This window comes from Rhizobium sp. 05N430 (genome assembly GCF_056396985.1).
In genome coordinates, this window is the sequence record NZ_JBFTMO010000008.1 from 1 (window position 1) to 24,220 (window position 24,220).

Genomic DNA, 24,220 nt, shown 5'->3' on the forward strand with positions numbered 1-24,220 from the left:
GACACAGCTCTCCGGAAGATCGACGGATGGATTGAAGACTATAATGAAATCCATCCACACTCAGCGCTCAAAATGGCCTCCCCAAGGGAGTTCATCAAAGCATTGTCTCAATAGCTGAGCTGTCCGGCGAAATGGGGGGCACTCCAACAACAGAATTCTATGATCCTGCGTGGTCGTGGATTTTGTAGCCCTACCTCCCAAGCTTATATCTGATACCTCTACAAGGCGCCCGGCATTTCTCTGGATAGTGTTTAGAATGTTGAGGACTACTGTTTCGTGGTTGACGTGCATATCGATCCAAGCACGCTCAACATGCTGAATAAGCTGCCGATAGCTTTTCATCCACAATTCCACATCCTCGACGGAATTGCTTATTTCCAAGATCAGAAATCGATCATGCGCCGATCTTGTTCGCCGACGCAGGTCGGCCGTGCAGTGCTTAAAAACATCGACGCCAAAGAAATCTCTCGCGCAAGCACTACCGAAAAGTATCCTATCACCGTTTGCGAATAATCCGGTAATGCCTTTGTGATGGCGGTGCCCGCCACAGATATGGCAGTAAATCTTCTCGCTCTTTGAGCGGTAAAAGTTGTCAAAGACGACTTGGCTATCACCCGTGACGACCCTCTCTTTGGCAAGCAAGCCATCTTGCTCATAGGGGCTTTCTAAGAATAAGCGTTCGCTGTGTAAGAAGCTGTGCAAATCCACAGGACTCTCCTCGACGGTTGTTTTTACCTTTCCACCCACGCAAAACGTGATTCACTATTTGTTCCAGATGGACTATCAGCCCGGAAATGACTTCCGGGCTGATAGTCAAAACACTGTCGCAACACTTAATCAGCTGCAGCCGCTCGTCGCGCCGCAGGTGTCGCATTTCTCGCACGTCCCATTCCGTACCATCGTGAAGTTCTGGCACTCGGAGCACATGTTGCCCGTGTAGCCCTGCATGATGGAGCGGGCGCGGCGTTCGGCTTCGACCTTCTTGGCTTCCGTCTTGGCGGTCGCAGCGTCGGCGGCGGCCTTGTCGGAGAAGAGGGCGGTTGCCTGCTGCTGGCTTTCGGTGGCGATCTCCTCGATCACTTCCTCGGCGATCTCTTCGGCCAGTTCCTTGGCGCGCTCCTCGTAATCGCGCTTGAAGGCGACGATTTCGGAGGTGGAGATGGCAACCGTTGGTTCCAGCTTGCGGGCGGCAGCGCCGGCAAACGAGGTGACGGTCGCGGTCGAGGAGGCGCGGGCAGGAGCGGCGGTCGCCGACCCCTTCGGTTCGCCGGCAGCCTGGCGTTCGCCGTTCGAAACCAGCGTCGGCTTGTAGCCGCGGGTCCAGCCGGTCGAGACGAGGTTCGTCTTGCCTTCCTGGATACCCTTGCCGAGAGCCGTGTTCGAGAAGTCGGACGTATCGACATGCGCGAGGTCATGACGGCCGAGATAGGAGACAGCCAGTTCGCGGAACACGTAGTCGAGGATGGACGTGGCGTTCTTGATCGCATCGTTGCCGATGACCATGCCGGCCGGTTCGAACTTGGTGAAGGTGAAGGCCTCCACATATTCTTCGAGCGGCACGCCATACTGGAGACCCAGCGAGATGGCGATGGCGAAGTTGTTCATCATCGCACGGAAGGCGGCGCCTTCCTTGTGCATGTCGATGAAGATTTCGCCGATGCGGCCGTCGCCGAATTCGCCGGTGCGGAGATAGACCTTGTGTCCGCCGACGGCAGCCTTCTGGGTGTAGCCCTGGCGGCGGTTCGGCAGCTTTTCGCGTTCGCGGGTGACGCGTTCGACCACACGCTCGATGATCTTCTCGGTGATCGTTACGGCCTGGGCCGCGACCGGCTGCTGCAGCAGATCCTCGAGCGCCTCGTCGGTTTCGTCCTCGATCAGCGAGGCGTTCAGCGGCTGCGACAGCTTGGAGCCGTCGCGGTAGAGGGCGTTCGCCTTGAGGCCGAGCTTCCAGGAGAGCATGTAGGCGCTCTTGCAATCGTCGACCGTTGCATCGTTCGGCATGTTGATCGTCTTTGAGATCGCGCCGGAGATGAACGGCTGGGCAGCCGCCATCATGCGGATATGGCTATCGACCGAGAGGTAACGCTTGCCGATCTTGCCGCATGGGTTGGCGCAATCGAAGACGGCGAGGTGCTCGTTCTTCAGGAACGGTGCGCCCTCAAGCGTCATCGCACCGCAGACGTGAACGTTTGCCGCCTCGATGTCCTTGCGCGAGAAGCCGAGGTGGTCGAGCAGGTTGAAGCTCATGTCGCCGAGCTGCTCGTCGGAAACCTTCAGCGTGCCCTTGAGGAAATCGGTGCCGAGCGTCCACTGATTGAAGACGAACTTGATGTCGAAAGCCTGCTTGAGCGCGCCGTTGACTGCTTCGATCTTCTCGTCGGTGAAGCCCTTGGCCTTCAGCGAGCCGGGGTTGATGGCCGGTGCCTGGTTCAGGTTGCCGTGGCCGACTGCGTAAGCTTCGATCTCGGCGATCTGGCTCTCGGAATAGCCGAGCGTGCGCAGCGCTTCCGGAACGGTGCGGTTGATGATCTTGAAGTAGCCGCCGCCGGCGAGCTTCTTGAACTTCACAAGTGCGAAATCAGGCTCGATACCGGTCGTGTCGCAATCCATGACGAGACCGATCGTGCCTGTCGGCGCGATAACGGTTGCCTGAGCGTTGCGGTAGCCATGCTTTTCGCCGAGCTCGAGTGCCTTGTCCCAGGCGCTCCTGGCGTGTGCGGCCAGATCCTGATCCGGGTTTTCGGAGTGGATCAGGGCGACCGGGTTGATCGACAGGCCCTCGTAGCCAGACGTCTCGCCATGGGCGGCGCGGCGATGGTTGCGGATGACGCGCAGCATGGCTTCGCGGTTCGGCTTGAACATCGGGAACGGACCGAGTTCAGCAGAGATTTCGGCCGACGTGGCATAGGAAATGCCGGTCATGATCGCCGTCAGCGAGCCAGCGATGGCGCGGGCTTCGTCGGAGTCGTAGGGAATGCCCGACGACATCAGCAGGCCGCCGATATTGGCGTAGCCGAGGCCGATCGTGCGGTATTCGTAGGAGCGCTCGGCAATCTGCTTCGACGGGAACTGCGCCATCATCACCGAGACTTCGAGAACGACGGTCCAAAGGCGGACGGCATGCTCGTAATCGGCAATATCGATGCGCTTGGTCGCCGCGTCCTTGAACTGCAGCAGGTTGAGCGAAGCAAGGTTGCAGGCCGTGTCATCGAGGAACATGTATTCCGAGCACGGGTTGGAAGCACGGATCGGGCCGGCCGCCGGGCTGGTGTGCCAGTCGTTCATCGTCGTGTTGAAATGCAGGCCCGGATCGGCCGATGCCCAAGCGGCGTAGGAGATCGACTCCCAGAGGTCGCGGGCCTTCAGCGTCTTCATGACCTTGCCGTCCTTGCGGGCGGTCAGGTTCCAGTCACCGTCGTTCTCGACAGCGCGCAGGAAGTCGTCCTTGATCGAGACCGAGTTGTTGGAGTTCTGGCCCGAAACCGTCAGATAGGCTTCCGAATCCCAGTCGGTATCATAGGTCTTGAACTCAAGGTCCTTGTAGCCCTGGCGGGCGAACTGGATGACGCGGCCAATATAGTTTTCCGGAACCTGATCCTTCTTGGCAGCGCGGATTTCGCGCTTCAGGGCGGGGTTCTTGTTGGCGTCGAAGCAATCGCCGTCATCGCCGCCGTCGCAATTGACGCAGGCCTTCATGATCGCCTTCAGATGCTTGGCGACGACCTTGGAACCGGTAACGAGGGCAGCAACTTTCTGCTCTTCCTTGACCTTCCAGTTGATGTATTCCTCGATATCCGGATGATCGATGTCGACGACCACCATCTTGGCCGCACGGCGGGTCGTGCCACCGGACTTGATGGCGCCGGCAGCGCGGTCGCCGATCTTCAGGAAGCTCATCAGGCCGGAGGAGCGGCCGCCGCCGGAAAGGCGTTCGCCTTCGCCGCGCAGGTAGGAGAAGTTGGAGCCGGTGCCGGAACCGTACTTGAAAAGACGGGCTTCGCGGACCCAGAGGTCCATGATGCCGCCTTCGTTGACGAGATCGTCTTCAACCGACTGGATGAAGCAGGCATGCGGCTGCGGATGTTCGTAGGCGGACTTGGACTTGGTCAGCTTGCCGGTGAACGGATCGACATAATAGTGGCCCTGGCCGGGGCCATCGATGCCATAGGCCCAATGCATGCCGGTGTTGAACCACTGCGGCGAGTTCGGGGCAACGCGCTGTGTGGCAAGCATGTAGGCAAGTTCGTCGCGGAAAGCAGAGGCATCTTCCTCGGACGAGAAATAGCCGCCTTTCCAGCCCCAGTAGGTCCAGGTGCCGGCGAGGCGGTCGAAGACCTGACGGGCGTCGGTCTCGGAGCCGTATTGCTGATCCTTCGGCAGATCCTTCAGCGCCGCTTCATCGGCAACCGAGCGCCACAGGAAGGAAGGAACGTCGTTTTCCTCGACCTTCTTCAGCTTGGCGGGTACGCCGGCCTTGCGAAAATACTTCTGCGCCAGAATGTCGGCGGCAACCTGTGAAAACTGCGCGGGAACATCGATGTTCTCGAGGCGGAAGACGATCGAACCGTCAGGGTTCTTGATCTCGCTGGTCGCCTTGCGGAATTCGATCTCCGTATAGGCGCCCTGATCTGCCTTCGTAAAACGCCGTTCGATGCGCATGTTGCCTAACCTCTAGATTGCGCGCCCCGTCCCCGATGACCAAGGCGCAAGTTTCCTCATCCGGCAGCGCCGTAAAGAGCGCAGCCAGTTCTCGTATCCGTATCGTGACAGGGGTGTCATCCGGAGATGTCTTTCCTGTATCTTGTGGTGATGATGGCTGCTAGCACTAAATATAGTATTAACAGCTTATTTTCGCCAGCCCCGGATGTTGTTTTTTGGAGCCAAAAAATCGCGCGCAAAAGCCGTCGAGGTGCACACCCGCGATGGATACAACACCCTGATTCTACGCTCGTTTTTTGAAGAGAACCGGCCTCGTTACTTCCGGTCCAGCTGCCGCCGCAACATCGAAGCCTATTAAGTTTGAAACAGGCGATTCCGTCAAGGGGTGGTTTTTAACGAAGCGTTCACCACAAGATATTGTGGATGGGGCTGTGGACAGTGGGGAAAAGCCCGGAGGCCTTGTTTTTCAAGGGCTTGCAGCGGCTTGAGCCGCCAATGATACCGGTGTCATCAAAAAAACACGAATTTCCAAATCTTGCGATGGCTATTGCGCCCCAAATCGGCATTGCGATTCGGAATGCGAAGAACGCTCAGATCGCGTCCAGCGCGATCGTTACGGTGGCGATGCCGATCGCGGCACCATTCTCGTCGCGGATCGTGAAACTTGCCTGTGTTTCAAGGATTTGCGTGACATCGTCGCGTTCGGCGCGGTCGATGAAGATCTCATCCGAATCGCTGGCGAAGGTTCTCAGATATTTATTTTCGTCGCCCTGCCAGTAATCCACGGTCGGACGGCTCTCGCCGACATTCAGTCCGTTTTTATCGGTCACAAAGAATTCAATGATGATGCCCTGCGAATTGTCCTGTTCGGCCTTGAGATATCGCGAGACCGGTTTCGCCGAGAGATTGGTCAGCATCTGGTACTGACCAGTCTCGATCTCGGCACGGTACGTGGAGTCGAGCACCTGGATGTCGGTTTTGCTGACATCGCCGAATTTGATGTTCTGATCCTTGATCGCCTTCATGACAACAGGATCCTTGACCATCGGCCGCACGACCTTATCGACATATTCCCGGACCACCGAGATATAGGCAGGTTCTGCAAGGGCAGGGGAAAAGACAGCAGTTGGCAGGATCGAAAGCCCTGAAGCCACGACCGCAATAACCCAACCCCGGTACCGCATTACCCTTCCTTGCTGCGCGCCCAGAGGCACGCCGTTGCCGGTATATATCTGTGGCAGGGGCAGATTTGCCGGCGCGCCCTTGTGCCGGTAATCTGTGGATGCCCTTGCCGAGCACCCACTATACGTTCGCAATATTACTAAGATAACAATCAATACCCGCACCAGCTGCGCCGGTCGGAAATATCATCTTTAGGTTTATTTAGGGCCTTTTGCAATCGGTTCCTGATAGGTGAAGCCCATATCCCACGGGAAATAGATCCACGTATCCTGGCTGACCTCGGTGACGAACGTATCGATCGTCGGCACGCCCTGCGGCTTGGCGTAGACGCAAGCAAAATGCGCCTTCGGCAGCATGCGGCGCACCTGGGCGGCGGTCTTGCCGGTGTCGGTCAGATCGTCGACGACAAGAATGCCTTCGCCGCCATTCTGCTGCAGTTCCGGTGCGATCCCCTTCAGTACGACCATTTCGCCCTGGTTGACGTAATCGTGGTAGGAGGCGACGCAGACCGTTTCGATCAGCCGGATGTTCAGTTCGCGGCAGATGATCGCTGCCGGAACCAGCCCGCCGCGGGTGATGCAGACGATGCCGGTGAATTCCTTCTTCAGCCCGGCGATGCGCCAGGCCAGAGCACGGGCGTCGCGGTGGAACTGATCCCAGGAAACGGGAAAGGCTTTATCGGGAAGGGACATGGGGCTGCTCCACGGCATGAAAGAAAGACCGCCGGCGACCTGGGGCTGACACAAACGCAAATCGCGCAGCCGGGGCTGCGCGAAAAGTGCCGGAACCCGTCACCGGTCGCCTGAAATAGCGGGATTTGCGGTCAAAACGCAAGTCCCGCCCTGATGTCATCAACGGGAGAGCAGCGTCAGCGCCGTCATCGACTGCAGCAGCGACTTGGTGGTGCCGCCGAAAATCAGCTGCCACAGCCGCGAATGGGTATAGGCGCCCATGACCAGCAGATCGACGCTGTTGTCGGAAAGCCGGTTCTCGATGACCGAGGATGCGCTCTTGTTGGCGCTCTCGGCGGTGGCGAGGCTGACCTTGACGCCATGGCGGGCCAGATTTGCGGCAATGTCGGCTCCTGCCATACCGGCACTCTGCGTCGCCGTATCGACCGGATCGACCGAGAAAACCTCGACTTCGTCTGCGGCTTTGAGGATCGGCAGGGCATCCAGCGTGGCACGCGCCGCTTCCTTAGAGCCGTTCCAGGCAACCAGCACCCGCTTGATCGGCTTCGGCGTGCGCAGGATATAGGGGATCATCAGCACCGGACGCCCGCTCTCGAACAGGAAGCTGTCAACATCGACATGACTGTCGGAAGGCTTGGCGGGGTCGGCCTGCGAGGCAATCAGCAGGTCGGCGCTGCGGGCGGTTTCGATCAGCGGCGCCGAGCCGTAGCCGGTCGCGGTTGCAAAGCTTCGCCATTCGAAGGGCACGCCGCTCGCCTCCGCCTTCTGCCGGAAGATGCGCTCGACCTCGAGCGTTTCGGAATGCGCCATGTCCTGCAGCGCTTGAACGGCAACCGGATCCGGGATCTCCATCGGCGCAACCAGCGGAACCGCAGACAGCGTCTCGGCGTGCAGCCCGATCACATGGGCATTGTTTGCCGCTGCAATCGAAAACGCGAAATCTGCCACGGTTGCGCTGTTATCGGCAGTATCGAGAATGGCCAGTATGGTTTTGTAGGACATATCAATTCTCCTTGGGCGGCTGAAATGAACTTCCGCGTCTAAAGAATGCTTTCGATGGTGCTCCGGTTCCTTGACTGAGATCAAAGGCTTGGCGGCAAAAGGCCGCGTGTCTCAAGCTTCGGCGGACTGGTTCTCGCCAATCGCCTTGGCCTTGCGGATATCCTCGATCATCGCTTCCACCTCCTTGCCGGCGGCGTCGATGACGTCCTGCGAGCGACCGCGCACGACGATCTCGGTCGAGAATTTCTGGCCGACATAGCGCGGATAGGAACCGATGCTGGTCTCCGGATGCGCCTTCTGGATCGCCGCCAGCGGCGTGCCGATATCACCCTCGCCATAGGGGCAGGCGATCGCCAGCGATAACACCTTGGTGCCAGTCTTCAGCGTCGGCAGCACATTGCCGATCATCGCCTGGAACACCTGCGGCACGCCGGCCATCACATGGACATTGCCGATGATGAAACCCGGTGCTGTCGAGACCGGATTGTCGATATGGGCAGCACCCCGCGGCATCCGCGCCATCCGCTGGCGGGCTTCGGTGAACTCCATCTCGCGGCGTTTGTACATGTCTGCGAGCAGTGACATTGCCTTTGCGTCGTGTTCGCAGGGCACGCCGAACGCTTTGGAAATCGCATCCGCGGTGATGTCGTCGTGGGTCGGGCCGATACCGCCGGAGGTGAAGACATAGTCGTAGCGGCCGCGCAGCGCATTCAGCGCCTCGACGATCGCGTCCTCCTCGTCGGCGACGATGCGGACCTCCTTGAGATCGATGCCCGATAGCGTCAGGAGATCGGCGAGATAGCCGATATTCTTGTCCTTGGTACGGCCCGAAAGCAGTTCGTCGCCGATGGCGAGCATGGCGGCAGTCACGATGGTCTGATTGGTCATGGAAACAGTCCGGAATGAAAATCGTCCGCTATAGGTAGCGCCGATTGCGCCGCTTGCAAATGCGGCGGAAAAACTGTTCGAAAATCACAAAAATAAGACAGCAAGCACTTTTGCGTCTTCATACAGTGAACACTGAGTTCTGTTTAGGCGGGCTGTGCCATGGACGCGCGGCTGATAGAACCGGCACCGGTTACAAACCCAATCAACCCAGACGGAGCTTGAAATGGCAAAAGTCCTCGTTCTCTACTACTCGGCTTACGGCCACATCGAAACTATGGCCTATGCCGTAGCTGAAGGTGCGAAGTCGGCTGGCGCCGACGTCACCGTCAAGCGCGTGCCGGAACTGGTGTCCGAAGAAGTCGCCAAGGCTTCCTATTACAAGCTCGACCAGAAGGCCGAGATCGCAACCGTTGACGAACTCGTCGAATATGACGCGATCATCGTCGGCGCCGGCACCCGCTTCGGCACCGTTGCCTCGCAGATGCGTAATTTCTGGGACCAGACCGGCGGTCTGTGGTTCGGCGGCAAGCTCGTCGGCAAGGTCGGCTCGATGTTCACCTCCTCGGCGACCCAGCACGGCGGCCAGGAATCGACGATCCTTGGCTTCATCCCGACCTTCCTGCACCACGGCATGGCCTATGTCGGTCTTCCCTATGCCTTCCAGGGCCAGATGGGCACTGAGGAAGTCAAGGGCGGCTCGCCCTACGGCGCTTCGACGATCACCAACGGCGACGGCTCGCGCCAGCCTTCCGAGATCGAACTCGAAGGTGCACGCTTCCAGGGCGCTCACGTTGCAAAGCTTGCAGCCAAGCTCGCCTAACACCTATTGACGCTGATCAATGAGAACGGTGCGGCCTCGGCTGCGCCGTTTTTGCTGGGCGTATCAACCCAGATTATGAAGCTGTGAAGTCAGGGCAAGAAAAGACACTGCCGCGATCGCCGTTGCGAAAATACAGGCCGCAGTCGCTTTGTAGAATCTCAGACGCTTCGTTCTGACGCCATCCCAATCGTATACCACCGTCTTACTCCCACAAGACAATCTCTACACATACGCCGCATCGTCATTCTTGCATCTTGCGCCGGCCGATCAATCGCCAGCGCCCCGTTCTGCACAATATACAAGCACATTCGAACGCGATGATAAAGCCTTCGGCATTCTGGCGGACTGCGCAAAAATGGTGCAATCGCCGATGACGCCCTGTCATGACGTCCTATATGACGGATTTCAAAGGAGATTCGCCGATGCGCGCCGCTGTTTTTCTGATGCTTCTGCTGCCGCTGGCGGCCTGCAACACCACGATGCCGCCGCCCGAGCCAATGCGCGGCAGCCTGACCTATGGCAACAGGGTGGTCTATTATGAAGCAGCGCCCGGCCACGTGGTCGATCACGAATTCCCCGACAAGTTCGGCTATCGCGTCTTCGAGAAATATGTGGTGCAGCCCGACGGCACACTGAAATTGATCTCGCGTCGGACCGGTTCCGACTATTGGAAGATCCATCGCTGAGCATCGCCGCCGTTTGACTTCGCCTTGATCCGCGCCATCTTTTCGCGCTGAGCCTGTTACCGGGAGTTTCGCGCATGGCGACGAGAATTGCCAAATGCACCTGCGGCCAGCTGCAGATCGCGGTCGAAGGCGAACCGCTCGGCGTCGGTGTCTGCCACTGCTTCGCCTGCCAGAGCCGGACCGGCAGCGTCTTCGCCGCGCTCGCAGCCTTCGGTCCCGATTATAAGGTGACCGGCCGGGCCACCGACTACATTCGCACCGGCGACCAAGGCGCCAGATTTCGCTTCCGCTTCTGCCCGGTCTGCGGCAGCAATCTCTATCACACGGAGGACGGCGAGGAGCATCGCTCGGTGGCGGTCGCCGTCGGCGCCTTCGCCGATCCGGATTTCCCGCCGCCACAGGATTCGGTCTACGACTGCCGCAGGCACCGCTGGGTAAAGCTGCCCGAAGGCATCACCGTCTATGAAAAGGACCCGGAGTAGAGGCTTGGTGCGGGCGGCGGGGATCGAACCCGCATAGCCTAAGGCCGAGGGATTTTAAGTCCCTTGCGTCTACCAGTTTCGCCACGCCCGCAGCGCGCGCTTCTCAATCAACGACTGGCGCGATTCAGTCAAGTGCGGCGCTGGAGGGAGCGGGGTCCGCTGGCTCTTTGGGAGCCGACTTGCGGGTACGAATTTTCAGAAGGCCGTGGGCGGCCATGGCGCCTATCGCGGCACCGATACCCTTGATGATGCCGTCGTGCAGGCGAGCGTGGCGGCTGGGCGAGAAATATTGCAGCGCCTCGATGGCGACGGCGCCGAAGGCGAGCAGCAGGACGATCAGCTTCCATTGCTTGGGATAGCCGAGCACGAAGATGAAGCCGGTAACGGCGTAGGCGAGCGCGCGGTCGAAATCGACCGTGGTCATCGTGTGCGGGCGCAGGCTGATCGGCGATATCGTGACGAAGACGATCGCGGCCAGCACCAGCCAGGCCAGCGGTCTCATGATTTTCGGTGTTATCATTCCGTCACATTAGCAGCGCGGCCTCATGGGTGCACTGCAAAAAACCGTGTCCGTGCAATGTTGTGGAAAGCGGGCTTAAGAAATGCTTGCCGCAACCGAACCGCCGCGGCCGCTTTCAGGCTTTCTTTCGGCCCGCGCTCTATGTCATAGCGGACCCTCGAAATGAGGAATGGACCGATGACCGTCAATCGTCAGGATGTTGAAAATGCGGGGGAGGCGCTGCGCAGCCTGTTTCCGGCGACGCCGCTGCAGCTCAATGATCATCTTTCGGCGCGCTATGGCGCGGAGATCTGGCTGAAGCGCGAAGATCTCTCGCCGGTTCGCTCCTACAAGATCCGCGGTGCGTTCAACTTCTTCCGCAAGGCGATTGCCGAAGGCGGCGAAGGACGCACCTTCGTTTGCGCTTCGGCCGGCAATCACGCGCAGGGCTTTGCCTTCGTCTGCCGCCATTTCGGCGTGCCGGGCGTCGTCTTCATGCCGGTGACGACGCCGCAGCAGAAGATCGACAAGACCCGCATGTTCGGTGCCGAGTTCATCACCATCAAGCTCTATGGCGACTTCTTCGACCAGTGCTACAAGGCAGCCCGCGATCACGTGGAAGCCATCGGCGGCGTCATGGTGCCGCCTTTCGATCATGAGGACATCATCGAGGGGCAGGCGACGGTGGCCGCCGAAATCACGCAGCAGCTGCCGGATGGCAAGGTCCCCGACATGATCGTCATGCCGGTCGGCGGCGGCGGTCTGGCAGCCGGGATCACCGGATATCTAGATGGCGTGGTGCCGAAATCCGGCTTCGTCTTCACCGAGCCTGCGGGCGCTGCGAGCCTCAAGCGCAGCATCGAGGCGGGTGAGGCGGTGACGCTCGCCAAGGTCGACAACTTCGTCGACGGTGCTGCCGTGGCCCGCATCGGCGATCTCAATTTCGCAGCGTTGAAGGATTTTCCGGCCGATCAGGTGATGCTGATGCCCGAGAACGCGATCTGCGTGACGATCTCGGAAATGCTGAATGTCGAAGGCGTGGTGCTCGAGCCTGCGGGCGCGCTGTCGCTGACGGCGATTGCGGCGATGGATCCGGAAGATATCCGCGGCAAGACCATCGTTGCCGTCGTCTCCGGCGGCAATTTCGACTTCGAGCGCCTGCCCGATGTCAAGGAGCGCGCCATGCGCTACGCGGGCCTCAAGAAATACTACATCCTGCGGCTGGCGCAGCGCCCCGGGGCGCTTCGCGACTTCCTCAATATGCTTGGCCCGGATGACGATATCGCCCGCTTCGAATATCTGAAGAAGACGGCCCGCAATTTCGGCTCGATCCTGATCGGCATCGAAACCAAGGCGCCTGAGAATTTCGCGACACTGATCGAGAACTTCGACAAATCGGGCATGGGCTTCGAGGACATTACCGAAAACGAGATCCTGGCAAACCTGATCATTTGACTTTGCGGCATCAAGTCCCTCGTGTTAAAGGCGAAACATGGCTTCGATATTCTCCAGCATTTTTTCGATGTTCTCAGGCGGCGGCGACAAGGCGGCTGCGAGCAGCGGCAGCAGAAAATCCGTTGAGCCGCAGCTCTACGGCGACTGCGCCATCTATGCCGAACCGCAGAAAGAAGGCGGCCAGTACCGCTTGGCAGGCCGGATCGAGAAGGGAGCAGGCGAGGATGTGCTCGTTCGCACCTTCATCCGCGCCGATATGTTCTCCTCGCTCGACGATGCCAACGAGTGCACCGTGCGCAAGGCACAGCAGATCATCGACCAGCACGGCGCGTCGCTTTTCGGCGACGGTGTCAAGCAGCGCCAGATCTAGGTTCGCCTAGCGCCGGATACGGGCTTCTGTCACTTAATTTTAAGTGATTTCCGCCAAAGGTGCTGCGAAGGGAATCGCAGGATCATTTCGTGGTTGCTCCAACCCGCTCTCCATCCGGACTGGCTCATCGCCCGCATGCGCGCCCTGCGCAGGCGGTGAATGATGCGCGGAATTCGCTTGGGAGAGCGCCGCGATGATCGAAGCCGCCAATCTCGGCCTCTTCGTCCTCGAAGCCATCGGCTATTTCGGGCTGATGGTGACGCTGCTGCATTTCAGAAACCGCCTGGGCCTTGGTGTCTTCGTCGCCGCGCTCGGTGTCATGCATTTCATGGAAACCTATCTGGCGGCGGTCTTCTACGTCTCGCTGCCCTTCGGCGTGGCATCGCCGGGCTCTTCGGTGTTCTTTGCCGGCAAGCTGATGATGATCCTCATGCTCTATCTGCAGGAGGACGCCGCAACCGTCCGACAGCCGATCTACGGTCTGTTCATCGGCAATCTGCTGACGGTGGCGATCGCCTGGATTCTGCAGCTGCATCACACCATCCAGCTTTCGCCCGGCAACGAGGCCGATTTCGGTTTCCTCAAGGAAATGGGCTGGCTGATGATCTGGGGCACTGCGCTGCTCTACCTGGATTCGATCGGCATCATCCTGCTCTATGAGCGGCTCGGCCGTTACATCAGGCGCAAGGTCATCCTGCGCTTCATGATCTGCGGTTTCGTGCTCCTGACCTTCGACCAGGTCGGCTTCTTCGGCGCGCTGCATTATTTCATGGACGTGCCGCTGGCGGCTTTCTGGGATGGCTGGAAGGCGAAAATGTTCGCCGTCCTGATCTACACGGTGCTGTTTGCAGTCTACGAAATCTATGTCAGGCGCGACCGCCTGCCGTCCTCGGCGCGTTCGATCAGCGACGTATTCGGCGATCTGACCTTCCGCGAGCGCTACAACGATCTGCTCGACCGCAGCGGACGCGATATCCTGACCGGCGTCTATGACCGCGGCCGCATGGAGCTGGAAGCGCCGGTGATGATCCGCGAGGCGCTGCGCCAGGCACAGCCGGGAACGGTGATCATCATCGATGCCGACCACTTCAAGGACGTGAACGACAATTTCGGTCACCTGCAGGGAGATGAAGTGCTGAAGGCGATTGCCGCGCGCCTCGGCACAATCCTGCGCTCGGCCGACCGCGTCTTCCGCTTCGGCGGCGAGGAATTCGTCGCCATCTGCCCGGGAACCGATCAGGAGGAAGGCCTGCTGGTCGCCGAACGTCTCCGCTGGACGATCGCCACCAGTGTCAAGACGCCCGACGGCAAGCCGGTGACCGTCAGCATCGGCGTCGCGACGGCCGACGAAGACGGCGTCAGCTTCACGACGGTTCTCTCTGCCGCCGACGACCGGCTCTACCAGGCAAAGAAGAGCGGCCGCAACTGCGTCGTCGGCCGCTCCGGCCTCGTCAAGGTCAGCTGAATTTCCGAAGGCCATAGCCGGACAATGAAAAACGGCCGGTGGTGAACCGGCCGTTTTCTTTGGGGATGCGTCGAGCCGTTAAGCGGCGAGGGCGATTTCTTCCGCGCGGGCCTTGGCGGCGCCGATTGCCTTTTCGGCCGCTTCCGGACCGAAGGCCAGGCCTTCGACATAGATGGTCTCGACGTCAGTGATCCCGAGGAAGCCGAGAACCGACTTCAGGTACGGAACGGCATGGTTCATGCTGACGGCTGGGCCCTGCGAATAGACGCCGCCCGAAGCGAGCACCACATAGACCTTCTTGCCGGTGGCAAGGCCAACAGGGCCGTTTTCGGTGTAGCTGAAAGTGCGGCCGGCACGCGCAACATTGTCGATCCAGGTCTTCAGCGACGAGTAGATGTTGAAGTTGATGAGGCCGGTGCCGATGACGATGGTGTCGGCGGCAAGCAGCTCGTCAACCAAGGTATCCGAAGTCTTGACGGCTTCGGCTTCCTGCGCGGTGCGCTGGTCGGCAGGCTTGCGGATGGCGGCAGTGAAGAGGTCATCGATATGCGGCAGCGGGTTGGCGGCGAGGTCGCGGCGAACAACGACGCTGCCGGCATTCTGAGCGGCGATCTTGTTGGCGAGATCGGCAGCGATCGTCGTCGACAGCGATTCAGCGCGCGGGCTGGAGGTCAGAAGAAGGATGGAAGACATGGCAGGCTCCTCATTTCGAATTGGGTTTGCCGCGGCAGCAAGGGAGGTTTGCCGTGGCTTCGACATGAGAAATAGGTCTGGCCAGCTATCTAAAAAACTGGGATAATATAGATCGAAACTATCGATGGATTAGATATGCTCCCAAACCCCACCCTCGATCAACTGCAGGTGTTTCTGACCGTTGCCGATACCGGCAGCTTCTCGGCCGCCTCGCGCGTGCTGAACCGTGCGCAATCGGTGATCAGCTACACGATCGCCAATCTTGAGGCGCAGCTGGAGGTCGAGCTTTTCGAGCGCTCCGGCGCCCGCCAGCCGAAGCTGACCAAGGCCGGCCACGCGATGCTCGCCGATGCCCGCCGCCTAGTCGCCGATCTGGAAGTGATGCGCGCCCGCGTCAAGAACCTCAAAGAGGGACTCGAAGCTGAACTGTCGATCTCCATCAGCGTCATGGTGCCGTCGCAGGCCGTGGTGATGGTCCTGCGCGAATTCCGTGTCAAATTCCCGTCGGTCACGGTCAACCTGATGGTCGGCGAGCTCGGTGAAGTCATGAACATGGTGGCGACCGGCGATGCGACCGTTGGCATCGGYGGTGCGCTGATGAAGCAGGATGATACGCTGGTTGCCGAGCGAATCGGTCATTCCTTCATGATCCCGGTCGCCGCACCCTTCCATCCGCTCGCTAAGCTTCGCCGTCCTCTGACGCTTTCGGATGTCCGCGAAGAGGTTCAGATGGTGGTGCGCGATACGTCCGGTATCACCAACGGCCGCGATTTCAATGTGCTGTCCTACCGGACGTGGCGCGTCAGCGACATCGCCATCAAGCACCAGCTGATTGCAGGCGGCCTTGGATGGGGTGGTCTCCCAGCTTCGGTGTCACGCGATGATCTGAACTCCGGCAAGCTCGTGCAGCTCGATCTCCCTGCCTATGAGCAGGGCGAGTACCCGATCTACAGCCTTCACAAGATCGCCAATCCCCCAGGTCCGGCAACCGCCTGGCTGATCGATCGCTTCCGCAACCTCCTGTCGATGTGCCCGAGCCACAGCGAATTCCAGGAGCAGCTTGCCGCTATGACCTCGGTGCAGGAAGCGGCAGAATAGGTCGGCGCTGCCGCCGGCCTCCTTCCTCAGATTGTCAGCGCCTTAGAGAACCAGCCGGAACTTGGCGAAGCCCTCGGTAGCATCGCCAGCTTCCTCGATCTTGGCGCCCTTGACCGCAGCCATATACTGCTTGGCCTTCGGACCGCTCTCGAACGTGGCGGTCGTGCCGGGCAGGGACTTGAAGGTCCAGTTGCCGTCAGCCGACGGATTGATCGTGCCTTGATCGTGGATGAAGCGGACGATCACGTCGCGGTTCGTATCCGGTGCCTGGAACACCACCTTGTCGGAGGCGATCTCGGGGAACTTGCCGCCGCCGCCAGCGCGATAGTTGTTGGTCACCACGACGAACTTCTGCTTCGGATCGATCGGCTTGCCTTCGAATTGCAAGTTCTGGATGCGGTTCGAAGCCGCATTCACCGCTTTGCCGTCGTTGTCGTACTTGCGCGGCTGAGAAAGGTCGATCTGATAGGTGACACCGTCGATCACATCGAAATTGTAGGACGGGAAGTCGTTGTTCAGCAACGGCGTATCCTTGGACCCCACCTTCACCTCGTTGAACATCCCGGCCGACATTTCCAGCCAGTTCTTCACCTGCTCGCCATTGATGACGACGGCCTGCACGGTGTTCGGATAGAGATAGAGGTCGGCGACATTCTTGATCGCCACGTCGCCGGCCGGAACGTCGGTATAGTAATCGGCGCCGCCGCGGCCACCGGCCTTGAAGGGCGCTGCTGCCGAGAGAACAGGCAGATCCTTGAACTCGGTATCGGCAAGCATCTGCTTGATGTACCAGGTCTGCGCCTGGCTGACGATCTGTACCGAGGGGTCGTCGGCAACCAGTGCGAAATAGGAATAGAGAGGCGCCGAGGTCTTGCCGACAGGCGTGCGGACATAGGCGAGCGTTGCCTCATGCTCAGCCTTGGCGGCTTCCACCACTTCCTTCTTGTCGGCGACGTCGGCCACCACCTTCTTGCTCTCGTCGCGATGATAGATCGGCCGCGCCTCGGCGGTGAAATCGACGATCTTCCAGCTCTTGCCGTCTTTCTCCAGCAGCAGGTCGATCAGCCCGAGATGCGAGCCCCAGAAGCCGGCCATGACCGTTGGCTTGCCATGCAGCGTGCCCTTGACCGGATCGGCATTGGCAATGCCTTCCCAGGTCTTCGGGCCGGGGAAGACCAGATGCTGGTGGCCGGTAAAGATCGCATCGATGCCATCGACGGCAGCCAGATAGAGCGAGGCGTTTTCCATCTTCTCTGAGGGTGCAGTGCCGTCGATACCGGAGTGGGACAGCGCGATGACGATATCCGCACCCTCTTCCTTCATGGCAGGCACCCAGGCCTTGGCGGCCTCGACGATATCGCGGGTCTGCGCCTTGCCTTCGAGGTTCTTGATATCCCAGAGCATGATCTGCGGCGGCACGAAGCCGATAAAGCCGATCTTGACCGGGCTTTCCTTACCGGCGCCGTCCTTGATCTGCTTTTCGACGATCATGTAGGGCTTGAAGAACAGGTCGTCTTTCTTGGGGTCGGAGGCCAGCTGGCCCTTGGTGAGATTGGCGCAGACGAACGGGAAGTTTGCACCGCCGAGAACCTTGAACATGAAGTCCAGGCCGTAGTTGAACTCGTGATTCCCGAGCGTGCCGACCGTATAGCCGAGCGTGTTCATCGCCTTGATAACCGGGTGGACGTCGCCGTCCTTCATCCCGTGCTGATAGGCCATGTAATCGCCCATCGGATTGCCCTGCAGCACGTCGCCATTGTCGATCAGCAGCGAATTGGCAGCTTCCGCACGGATCGAATCGATGATCGTCGCGGTGCGTGAAAGCCCCATCGTGTCGTTCGGCTTGTCGGCGTAGTAGTCGTAGGGGAAGACGTTGACGTGAATGTCCGTCGTTTCCATCAATCTCAGATGCGCCTGGTTGGCGGCGGCGCGGGCGGTGAAGGGATGGAGCAGGACGAGGGCCGAGGTCGCGGCGATTCCGCTGAGGAGAGACCTGCGGCTTATCGGGTGCAAATCGAGAATGGAAGACATCAAACACTCCTTCAAAAAATCACGCAACGCCCAGCCCGGGGTCGAACGTAGAATGATTTGCACGGGAGTGCATCCGTAAAATGACAGTGGGCGCGCCCGTTCTGTCGAGCGCGCCCACTGCCGTTCAACTCTCTGTGTCGTCTAGCGCGCCAGCACCGGCTTCACGTCTCTGTGGAAGAAACGGAAGTAGGAGGCGACCTGGGCGCGGGCGTTGGAATTCGGGTCGAAGTGGATGCCGAGGCGGCCGTTATGGCTCCAGCGGATGATGCCTTCGAGGGCCCCGAGGTCCTCGGCTTCGATGCGCACGCGGCTGCCGGACGCGGCGGCGACCGGCGTGCGAAGATCGACGGCGATGCCTGTCGTCGACAGGTTGACGATGCGGGCGTCGATCTCCTGGTTCAGGTAACGCAGCTTGCCGAACACTCGGCAATACTTGCGCTCCGACTTGCGGGTAATGATGTTGAGATTGCGGGTCATGCAGGGTCTCCGGATAGATATGCCGAGACCGTAGCAAGGAAAAATTGAAATCCTTTTAGGCAGTTAGATAAAATTGCACAAAATCTAATGTGCCTTTGCAGTCCGCCTGCCRACGACATGTTCGCGCCAGATGGTGAAGATGCCGGCGGCGACCACGATCACCGAGCCGATGACTGTGGTCAGGCTTATGCTTTCGCCGAAAATGGTGACGCCGAGGATGGAGGCATAGACGAGCTGCAGATAGGTGAGCGGCTGCACGGCGGCCGCATCCAGCATGTCGTAGGCGCGGATCAGGAAATAATGGCTGGAAATGCTGGTCATGCAGACCAGCGCCATCCAGCCCCAATCGCCTGGCAGCATCCAGGTCCAGTAGAAGGGACCGATCAGCGTCATGGTGATGCCGCCGACGACGCCGGTATAGAAGAAGCTGGTCATCGAGCTGTCGTCGCGCGACACCAGACGTGTCGCGATGACATAGAAGGCGAAGATGAAGCAGGAGACGATGGCGAGCATCAGCTTGACGTCGAAGAACTCGCCCTCCGGCTTCAGGATCAGCAGCACGCCGAAGAGGCCCGCACCGATCGCCGTCCAGCGCCGCCAGCCGACGCGCTCGCCGAGGATCGGCATGGAGAGCAGGGCGATGATGATCGGCGTCGCCGCAAAGATCGCCTGCGAATGCGCCAGCCCAATGACGGCAAAGCAGGTGATGGCAAGCACGACCTGAACGGCAAGCAGAACGCCGCGCGTCACCTGCAGCAGCGGCCGCTTGGTGCGCGCCGTCTGCCGGATGCCGCCGCGCATCTTGGAAGCCAGCAGGATGGTGAAAAGCGCAAAGGCCCAGTAGCGGATCATCGTCACAAAGATCGGCGGGTAGAGCCCGCCGAGATGCTTGGAGATCGCATCCTGCGCCGAAAATATCGTCAGCGCCAGAAGGACGAAGATATAGCCTTGCGTCTTGGATTTCATGTCTTGCAGTCAGGCAGTGGGAGTGTCCGCTTGCCACAAGCTTGGTCAGGATTCCGGTCTCTTTGCAAGGTCTCAGAAGCCGACATTCGGCCGGTCGAAGATTTCGCGCAGGGCAAAGCTGGAATTGATCTTCACGACATGGGGGAGCGCCGAGAGCCAGTCGCGGTGGATGCGCTCGTAGTCTTCGAGATCGCGGGCGGCGACCCGCAGGATATAGTCGTATTCGCCCGACATCAGGTAGCACACCAGCACGTTCGGACAGCGCTTCACCGCCAGTTCGAATTCCGACAGCGTCTTGGCGAACTGGCCCGACAGCGAGATGTGGACGATCGCGATCATCTTGTATTCGAGCACCTTGTTGGAAAGGCGCGCGTGATAGCCGGCGATCGCACCGTTCTTTTCCAGGATATCGAGACGCCGCGAACAGGCCGAAGCCGAGAGGCCCACCTTGTTGGCAAGTTCGGCGTTGGTAATCCGGGCGTTTGCTTGAAGCGCTCTCAGAATCGCAAGATCGATACTGTCGAGTTCAGGCATTCGAAGAACCTTCGGTTTGGGTCGATGAAACCGCACAATCTTCGAAAAATAGCTTTCAGGCAATACCTCTTTGCAAGGACATTTCGCAACGGCAGTGGTTGGATTCACCCATTGAAAACGTCCCGCGCCAAGCGGGCATATATGAGAGGAACGCTTCATGCGTGTCGGTTGCCCGAAGGAAATCAAGAACCATGAATATCGTGTCGGTCTGACACCCGCTTCGGTTCGTGAATATGTCGCCCATGGCCATGAAGTCTGGGTCGAGACCAAGGCAGGCGCCGGCATTGGTGCCGATGATGCCGCCTATGCAGCCGCTGGCGCGAAGATCGCTGCCACGGCCAAGGAAATCTTCGAAAAGTGCGACATGATCGTCAAGGTCAAGGAGCCGCAGCCTTCCGAATGGGCGCAGCTTCGCGACGGTCAGCTTCTCTATACCTATCTCCATCTCGCGCCGGATCCGGAACAGACCAAGGGTCTGCTCGCCTCCGGCGTTACCGCAGTCGCCTATGAGACCGTTACCGATGAGCGCGGCGGTCTGCCGCTGCTGGCTCCGATGTCGGAAGTTGCCGGCCGCCTGTCGATCCAGGCTGGCGCCACCGCGCTGCAGAAGGCCAATGGCGGCCTCGGCATCCTGCTTGGCGGTGTCCCCGGCGTTCTGCCGGCCAAGGTCACCGTCATCGGCGGCGGCGTCGTCGGCCTGCATGCCGCCAAGATGGCGGCCGGTCTCGGCGCCGATGTCAGCATTCTCGACCGTTCGCTGCCGCGCCTGCGCCAGCTTGACGATATCTTCAACGGCCGCGTCCACACGCGTTATTCCAGCATCCAGGCGCTCGAGGAAGAAGTGTTTTCGGCCGACCTCGTCATCGGCGCCGTGCTGATCCCGGGTGCTGCCGCACCCAAGCTCGTCACCCGCGAAATGCTCTCGGGCATGAAGAAGGGCTCCGTCATCGTCGACGTCGCCATCGACCAGGGTGGCTGCTTCGAAACCTCGCACGCAACGACCCATTCCGAGCCGACCTACGAGGTCGATGGCGTGGTGCACTATTGCGTCGCCAACATGCCGGGGGCCGTGCCCGTCACCTCGGCGCATGCACTGAACAACGCAACGCTGGTCCACGGCCTGGCGCTCGCCGACCGCGGCCTGCGCGCCATTGCCGAAGACAAGCACCTGCGCAACGGCCTGAACGTCCACAAGGGCCGCCTCACCTACAAGCCGGTTGCCGAAGCGTTGGGCTATGAAGCATACGCCCCGGAAAGCGTCCTCAACGTCGCGTAATTCCCATCACGTTACGTTAGATGAAGGCGCCGGCTTCGCGAGAGTCCGGCGCCTTTTCTATGCGGCACTGGAAGCAGTTGTTGCGTGCCGAGCGGACATGCACATAGGCGATACCAGGCCGCTCCAGCAGGCCACCGGCATAGGCCGGGATATCACGCGTCGGCGTTACCGCGCCGGTGCCGTAGACGATGCGGTTGTTGTCGGAATAGCCGCGGACGATGTAGTCGGTACTGCTGAGAACGGGCGGGACGATCTCTTCGGCCTGGTAACGCTCGCAACGGCGCTTGTGCAGGAAGATCGGCCCGGTTTCGGCATAGGGCTGCATCTCGGGAAACGGCCGGTAGGCGAAAACCAGCAATTCCTCACCGGCGTCGATATTCCCAAGGCAATGGCGGCAGGGATGGCCAGGCCCATCGGACACCATCGTTTCCGGCAGGAAGCCATAAGAATCGGTGCCGCCATTCCAGAGCTGTTCGGCGTCGGCAGTCGGCATTGCGGAAAACGGATATCGGTCATGGCGGTCTCCTCAGGGGTCCGCCATGAAATGCGCCTTTATCAGGAAGCGAACCACCCGATTCCTGCCGAACTTCAGGCAAGCCTATCGGCGTCGAGAGTCTTCTTCGAATTATCGAATGCCAATTTCAGTCCCGCGAAACCCAAGATTTGCGGTAGGGGGGCTAAGTTGAGCCCTCCGAACTGCAATGTTGGAAATACCTCACTGCCAGCCGGCGAATCCACCGCGACCGCGTTTGGTCCCATGTCTGCCACCTGCAGACCGGGAATCATCCTGATATCCGCCACCTTGACGAAAAGATCGCCAAAGACGCTCTTCACGTCGGCGGCGACGGCGGCGCCGCTTATGCTCATCGTCACGTCCTTGACCGACGGCGCGTCGTTGTCGATGAATTTGATGATTTCGTAATGCATGGGGTCGTTGAAGGATTTTCCCCAGCGAAAGCCATGATGCTCGAAGACCGGCGCAATCGGGGCGGTGGTGCAGCCGAGACATTTGTCGTCAGCGTTGAGGTCGATTGCGATTCCGAACGAGTGGTTGGATGGCTCCTTGCTGAGCGCGCCCGACGTTGGCTTCTTCAGCCGCTGATAGAAGGCGCCGGCGCAGCTGTCGATATGTTTCAGTAGCCCGAGATTTTCGATGTCTTCGAACGCCGCCAGTAGCTGCTTTTGTCCACGCTTGTGAAACTTGATCACCCCGCTATTCGTGTTTGGGATATGCTTCAGCTGCGGAACGGTAACGTTGACTACGTCGGCGGAATTGAAGCCGTCAATGAAGGTGATTGAATCGCCACGCCGCCAATCATTGTGCTTTGTCTTGAATTTCACGACCCCGAAAAGCGGGTGATTATAAGTCCCTATTGGCATCGTCATCCCTCCCTCAGATGAGGTTGAGAATACTGCATCGGGCTGACGGAATCCATCTTGAGTTGCGTTCAATGTAGCAACTCAAGGTATATGCGGGTTGCACTCAGCCCTTGCGGGCGATCTCCAGCAATTCCTTGTCGCTCAGCGGCCGGACGATGCCGGTGCCGGTCGAGACCGGGGAGAAGCCGAACATCTGGTAGAGCTGCAGCGCGCGGGGATGATCGAGATTGTTGGTCGTCGTCAGCACTCGCTTCGGGTTCAGCGTCCAGATCGCATAGAGTGCCTGGAGCAGGAACCATTTGCCGATGCCGAGGCCGAGCGCGTGCTCGATCAGGCCGAAATGCGACAGCTCGATCGTGTCCTCGTCCTGACAGAAATACTCATAGAAGCCGCCTGGTGCACCGTTGACATAGAGCACGCTGATATTGTTGCGCTTGTCGTGCAGCGTTGCGGTCAGCTGCTCGTCGCTCAATCGAAGACGATCGACCCATTGCCAGCGGGCCCCGACCTGCCGGTAGAGGTGGCGATAGAAGGGCAGCGGGATCTCGGTCGTCCGCATGATGGCCGTCTGGATATTGACGGGCATCGGCAGGCTCGCCTTTGGCGGCGAGGTCATTTCCAGGCGAGTGATATGGGCGGAGAGCGACGAAGGAGATTTTGCCATGCGCTCAAGCCTTGATCGGATCGGGCGGGCCGGTGACGACTGGCGTGTCGTCGCGGCTGCCCCATTCGCTCCATGAGCCGTCATAGAGCTTGTTGTCGGTATGGCCGAGTGATTCCAGCGCCAGCGTGATGATTGCCGCGGTGATACCGGAGCCGCAGGACGTGACGACCGGCTTCGACAGATCGATACCGGCGTCTTCGATCGTCTGCTTCAGCTCGGCCAAAGACTTGAAGCGGCCCTGCGTGGCGAAGACGCCCGACGGTAGGCTGCGGGCGCCGGGCATATGGCCGGAGCGCATGCCCGCGCGCGGCTCGGGCTCGGCGGCGGCGAAACGGCCGGCGCTGCGGGCATCAGCAATCTGCAGCGCACCGCTCGAAACGATGTCGCGCATGCGATCGAGCGTGACGACGCGGGCTTCGTCATAGCTGGTCTTGAAGGTTGCAGCCGGATAATCCGGCGTTGCCGTTTCCAGCGGACGTCCCTCGGCCTTCCAGCCATCGAGACCACCGTCGAGCACGAAGACGTTCTTGGCGCCCATCACCCGGAACAGCCACCAGACGCGTGGCGAGGCAAACATGCCGATGCCGTCATAGACGACGATACGGTCGTTCTCGCTGATGCCGAGCTTGCCCGCCTCAGTGGCAAAATAGCCGGGCGAGGGGATCGTATGGGGAAGATTGGTCGAGTGATCGGCGATCTTGTCCTGATCGAAGCGGATCGCACCCGGGATATGGCCTGCCGCATATTCGGCATCGGCGTCGCGCTTCTGTGCCGGCAAATAGAAGGAGGCGTCGAGGACGCGCAGATCCGGCTTTCCAAGCTCGCCCTGCAGCCAATCGGCCGAAACAACGAAGCGGCTCTTGTCTTCACTCATTCTGCTCTCCCTGATCTCTTGATGCAG

Annotated in this window: 25 protein-coding genes and 1 tRNA gene; 9 read left to right on the forward strand and 17 right to left on the reverse strand. The window is 59.9% G+C overall.

Annotated features, from left to right (window positions below):
• The coding region (locus AC1DJO_RS17360; protein ID WP_477831473.1) for an integrase core domain-containing protein at positions 1 to 114 on the forward strand (114 nt) is incomplete at its 5' end.
• On the opposite strand, the gene AC1DJO_RS17365 is transcribed toward AC1DJO_RS17360, so the two are convergent.
• The 6 genes from AC1DJO_RS17365 to AC1DJO_RS17390 form a co-directional block, all read right to left on the reverse strand.
• Positions 61 to 708 carry a hypothetical protein gene (locus AC1DJO_RS17365; protein WP_477972349.1) on the reverse strand — a complete coding sequence of 216 codons (648 nt, stop codon included), beginning with the start codon at positions 706 to 708 and terminating at the stop codon, positions 61 to 63. The two genes, AC1DJO_RS17360 and AC1DJO_RS17365, sit on opposite strands and share 54 nt — an antisense overlap.
• A 129-nt stretch (positions 709 to 837) precedes the next feature.
• Entirely contained in the window at positions 838 to 4,659 is a 3,822-nt protein-coding gene (locus AC1DJO_RS17370; protein WP_477972035.1) for a vitamin B12-dependent ribonucleotide reductase, read from the reverse strand.
• Positions 4,660 to 5,249: 590 nt separating this feature from the next.
• A complete protein-coding gene (locus AC1DJO_RS17375; protein ID WP_112387921.1) occupies positions 5,250 to 5,843 on the reverse strand; it encodes a PDC sensor domain-containing protein in 594 nt (197 codons plus the stop codon).
• 195 nt (positions 5,844 to 6,038) lie between these two features.
• Positions 6,039 to 6,533: a xanthine phosphoribosyltransferase gene (gene gpt / locus AC1DJO_RS17380; RefSeq protein WP_112387922.1), complete on the reverse strand. Its 495-nt coding sequence runs from the start codon at positions 6,531 to 6,533 to the stop codon at positions 6,039 to 6,041.
• Positions 6,534 to 6,692: 159 nt separating this feature from the next.
• Entirely contained in the window at positions 6,693 to 7,535 is an 843-nt protein-coding gene (locus tag AC1DJO_RS17385) for a universal stress protein (protein WP_112387923.1), read from the reverse strand.
• 111 nt (positions 7,536 to 7,646) lie between these two features.
• Entirely contained in the window at positions 7,647 to 8,423 is a 777-nt protein-coding gene (locus tag AC1DJO_RS17390) for a competence/damage-inducible protein A (protein WP_477972037.1), read from the reverse strand.
• A 223-nt stretch (positions 8,424 to 8,646) separates the two neighbouring features.
• On the opposite strand from AC1DJO_RS17390, the gene wrbA reads away from it, so the two are divergent.
• The 3 genes from wrbA (at position 8,647) to AC1DJO_RS17405 (ending at position 10,411) form a co-directional block, all read left to right on the forward strand.
• Positions 8,647 to 9,243 (forward strand): NAD(P)H:quinone oxidoreductase type IV, encoded by a 597-nt coding sequence (gene wrbA / locus AC1DJO_RS17395; RefSeq protein WP_477972039.1) that lies wholly within the window; start codon positions 8,647 to 8,649, stop codon positions 9,241 to 9,243.
• A gap of 422 nt (positions 9,244 to 9,665) precedes the next feature.
• On the forward strand, positions 9,666 to 9,929 hold the full coding sequence (locus tag AC1DJO_RS17400) for a hypothetical protein (protein WP_477972041.1): 264 nt from the start codon (positions 9,666 to 9,668) through the stop codon (positions 9,927 to 9,929).
• A gap of 74 nt (positions 9,930 to 10,003) precedes the next feature.
• A complete protein-coding gene (locus AC1DJO_RS17405; RefSeq protein WP_477972043.1) occupies positions 10,004 to 10,411 on the forward strand; it encodes a GFA family protein in 408 nt (135 codons plus the stop codon).
• Positions 10,412 to 10,416: 5 nt separating this feature from the next.
• On the opposite strand, the gene AC1DJO_RS17410 is transcribed toward AC1DJO_RS17405, so the two are convergent.
• Both AC1DJO_RS17410 and AC1DJO_RS17415 read right to left on the reverse strand, forming a co-directional pair.
• Positions 10,417 to 10,502 (reverse strand) — tRNA-Leu (locus AC1DJO_RS17410).
• 33 nt (positions 10,503 to 10,535) lie between these two features.
• Entirely contained in the window at positions 10,536 to 10,913 is a 378-nt protein-coding gene (locus tag AC1DJO_RS17415; RefSeq protein WP_477972045.1) for a VanZ family protein, read from the reverse strand.
• Positions 10,914 to 11,108: 195 nt separating this feature from the next.
• Between AC1DJO_RS17415 and ilvA the strand changes: the two genes are divergently transcribed.
• The 3 genes from ilvA to AC1DJO_RS17430 all read left to right on the forward strand — a co-directional run bounded on the left by ilvA (position 11,109) and on the right by AC1DJO_RS17430 (position 14,200).
• Complete coding sequence (ilvA, locus tag AC1DJO_RS17420) at positions 11,109 to 12,365, forward strand: threonine ammonia-lyase (protein ID WP_477972047.1); 1,257 nt, start codon at positions 11,109 to 11,111, stop codon at positions 12,363 to 12,365.
• 37 nt (positions 12,366 to 12,402) lie between these two features.
• Entirely contained in the window at positions 12,403 to 12,735 is a 333-nt protein-coding gene (locus tag AC1DJO_RS17425) for an HlyU family transcriptional regulator (protein ID WP_477972049.1), read from the forward strand.
• A gap of 193 nt (positions 12,736 to 12,928) precedes the next feature.
• On the forward strand, positions 12,929 to 14,200 hold the full coding sequence (locus tag AC1DJO_RS17430; protein WP_477972051.1) for a GGDEF domain-containing protein: 1,272 nt from the start codon (positions 12,929 to 12,931) through the stop codon (positions 14,198 to 14,200).
• Between the two features lie 78 nt (positions 14,201 to 14,278).
• On the opposite strand, the gene AC1DJO_RS17435 is transcribed toward AC1DJO_RS17430, so the two are convergent.
• Entirely contained in the window at positions 14,279 to 14,893 is a 615-nt protein-coding gene (locus tag AC1DJO_RS17435) for an FMN-dependent NADH-azoreductase (RefSeq protein WP_477942802.1), read from the reverse strand.
• A gap of 135 nt (positions 14,894 to 15,028) precedes the next feature.
• On the opposite strand from AC1DJO_RS17435, the gene AC1DJO_RS17440 reads away from it, so the two are divergent.
• Positions 15,029 to 15,991, forward strand: coding sequence for a LysR family transcriptional regulator (locus AC1DJO_RS17440; RefSeq protein ID WP_477972054.1), 963 nt, complete (start codon positions 15,029 to 15,031; stop codon positions 15,989 to 15,991).
• 42 nt (positions 15,992 to 16,033) lie between these two features.
• Here AC1DJO_RS17440 and AC1DJO_RS17445 read toward each other — a convergent pair whose 3' ends face one another.
• The 4 genes from AC1DJO_RS17445 to AC1DJO_RS17460 form a co-directional block, all read right to left on the reverse strand.
• Positions 16,034 to 18,022, reverse strand: coding sequence for a bifunctional 2',3'-cyclic-nucleotide 2'-phosphodiesterase/3'-nucleotidase (locus AC1DJO_RS17445; protein ID WP_477972056.1), 1,989 nt, complete (start codon positions 18,020 to 18,022; stop codon positions 16,034 to 16,036).
• A 141-nt stretch (positions 18,023 to 18,163) separates the two neighbouring features.
• Complete coding sequence (locus AC1DJO_RS17450) at positions 18,164 to 18,499, reverse strand: PilZ domain-containing protein (RefSeq protein ID WP_112387934.1); 336 nt, start codon at positions 18,497 to 18,499, stop codon at positions 18,164 to 18,166.
• Positions 18,500 to 18,583: 84 nt separating this feature from the next.
• The gene (locus tag AC1DJO_RS17455) at positions 18,584 to 19,465 is read right to left on the reverse strand and encodes a DMT family transporter (protein WP_112387935.1); all 882 of its coding nucleotides are present in this window, start codon (positions 19,463 to 19,465) and stop codon (positions 18,584 to 18,586) included.
• Between the two features lie 72 nt (positions 19,466 to 19,537).
• Positions 19,538 to 19,999, reverse strand: a complete 462-nt coding sequence (locus tag AC1DJO_RS17460; RefSeq protein WP_477972058.1) for an Lrp/AsnC family transcriptional regulator — start codon at positions 19,997 to 19,999, stop codon at positions 19,538 to 19,540.
• A gap of 157 nt (positions 20,000 to 20,156) precedes the next feature.
• Between AC1DJO_RS17460 and ald the strand changes: the two genes are divergently transcribed.
• Positions 20,157 to 21,275 (forward strand): alanine dehydrogenase, encoded by a 1,119-nt coding sequence (ald, locus tag AC1DJO_RS17465; protein WP_477972060.1) that lies wholly within the window; start codon positions 20,157 to 20,159, stop codon positions 21,273 to 21,275.
• A gap of 16 nt (positions 21,276 to 21,291) precedes the next feature.
• On the opposite strand, the gene AC1DJO_RS17470 is transcribed toward ald, so the two are convergent.
• The 4 genes from AC1DJO_RS17470 to sseA all read right to left on the reverse strand — a co-directional run bounded on the left by AC1DJO_RS17470 (position 21,292) and on the right by sseA (position 24,193).
• Complete coding sequence (locus AC1DJO_RS17470) at positions 21,292 to 21,768, reverse strand: DUF1203 domain-containing protein (protein ID WP_477972062.1); 477 nt, start codon at positions 21,766 to 21,768, stop codon at positions 21,292 to 21,294.
• Between the two features lie 95 nt (positions 21,769 to 21,863).
• Positions 21,864 to 22,661 carry a M15 family metallopeptidase gene (locus tag AC1DJO_RS17475; RefSeq protein WP_477972063.1) on the reverse strand — a complete coding sequence of 266 codons (798 nt, stop codon included), beginning with the start codon at positions 22,659 to 22,661 and terminating at the stop codon, positions 21,864 to 21,866.
• Between the two features lie 97 nt (positions 22,662 to 22,758).
• Positions 22,759 to 23,319 (reverse strand): GNAT family N-acetyltransferase, encoded by a 561-nt coding sequence (locus AC1DJO_RS17480; protein ID WP_477972065.1) that lies wholly within the window; start codon positions 23,317 to 23,319, stop codon positions 22,759 to 22,761.
• Positions 23,320 to 23,323: 4 nt separating this feature from the next.
• The gene (sseA, locus tag AC1DJO_RS17485) at positions 23,324 to 24,193 is read right to left on the reverse strand and encodes a 3-mercaptopyruvate sulfurtransferase (protein WP_477972067.1); all 870 of its coding nucleotides are present in this window, start codon (positions 24,191 to 24,193) and stop codon (positions 23,324 to 23,326) included.
• Between the last annotated feature and the right edge of the window lie 27 nt (positions 24,194 to 24,220).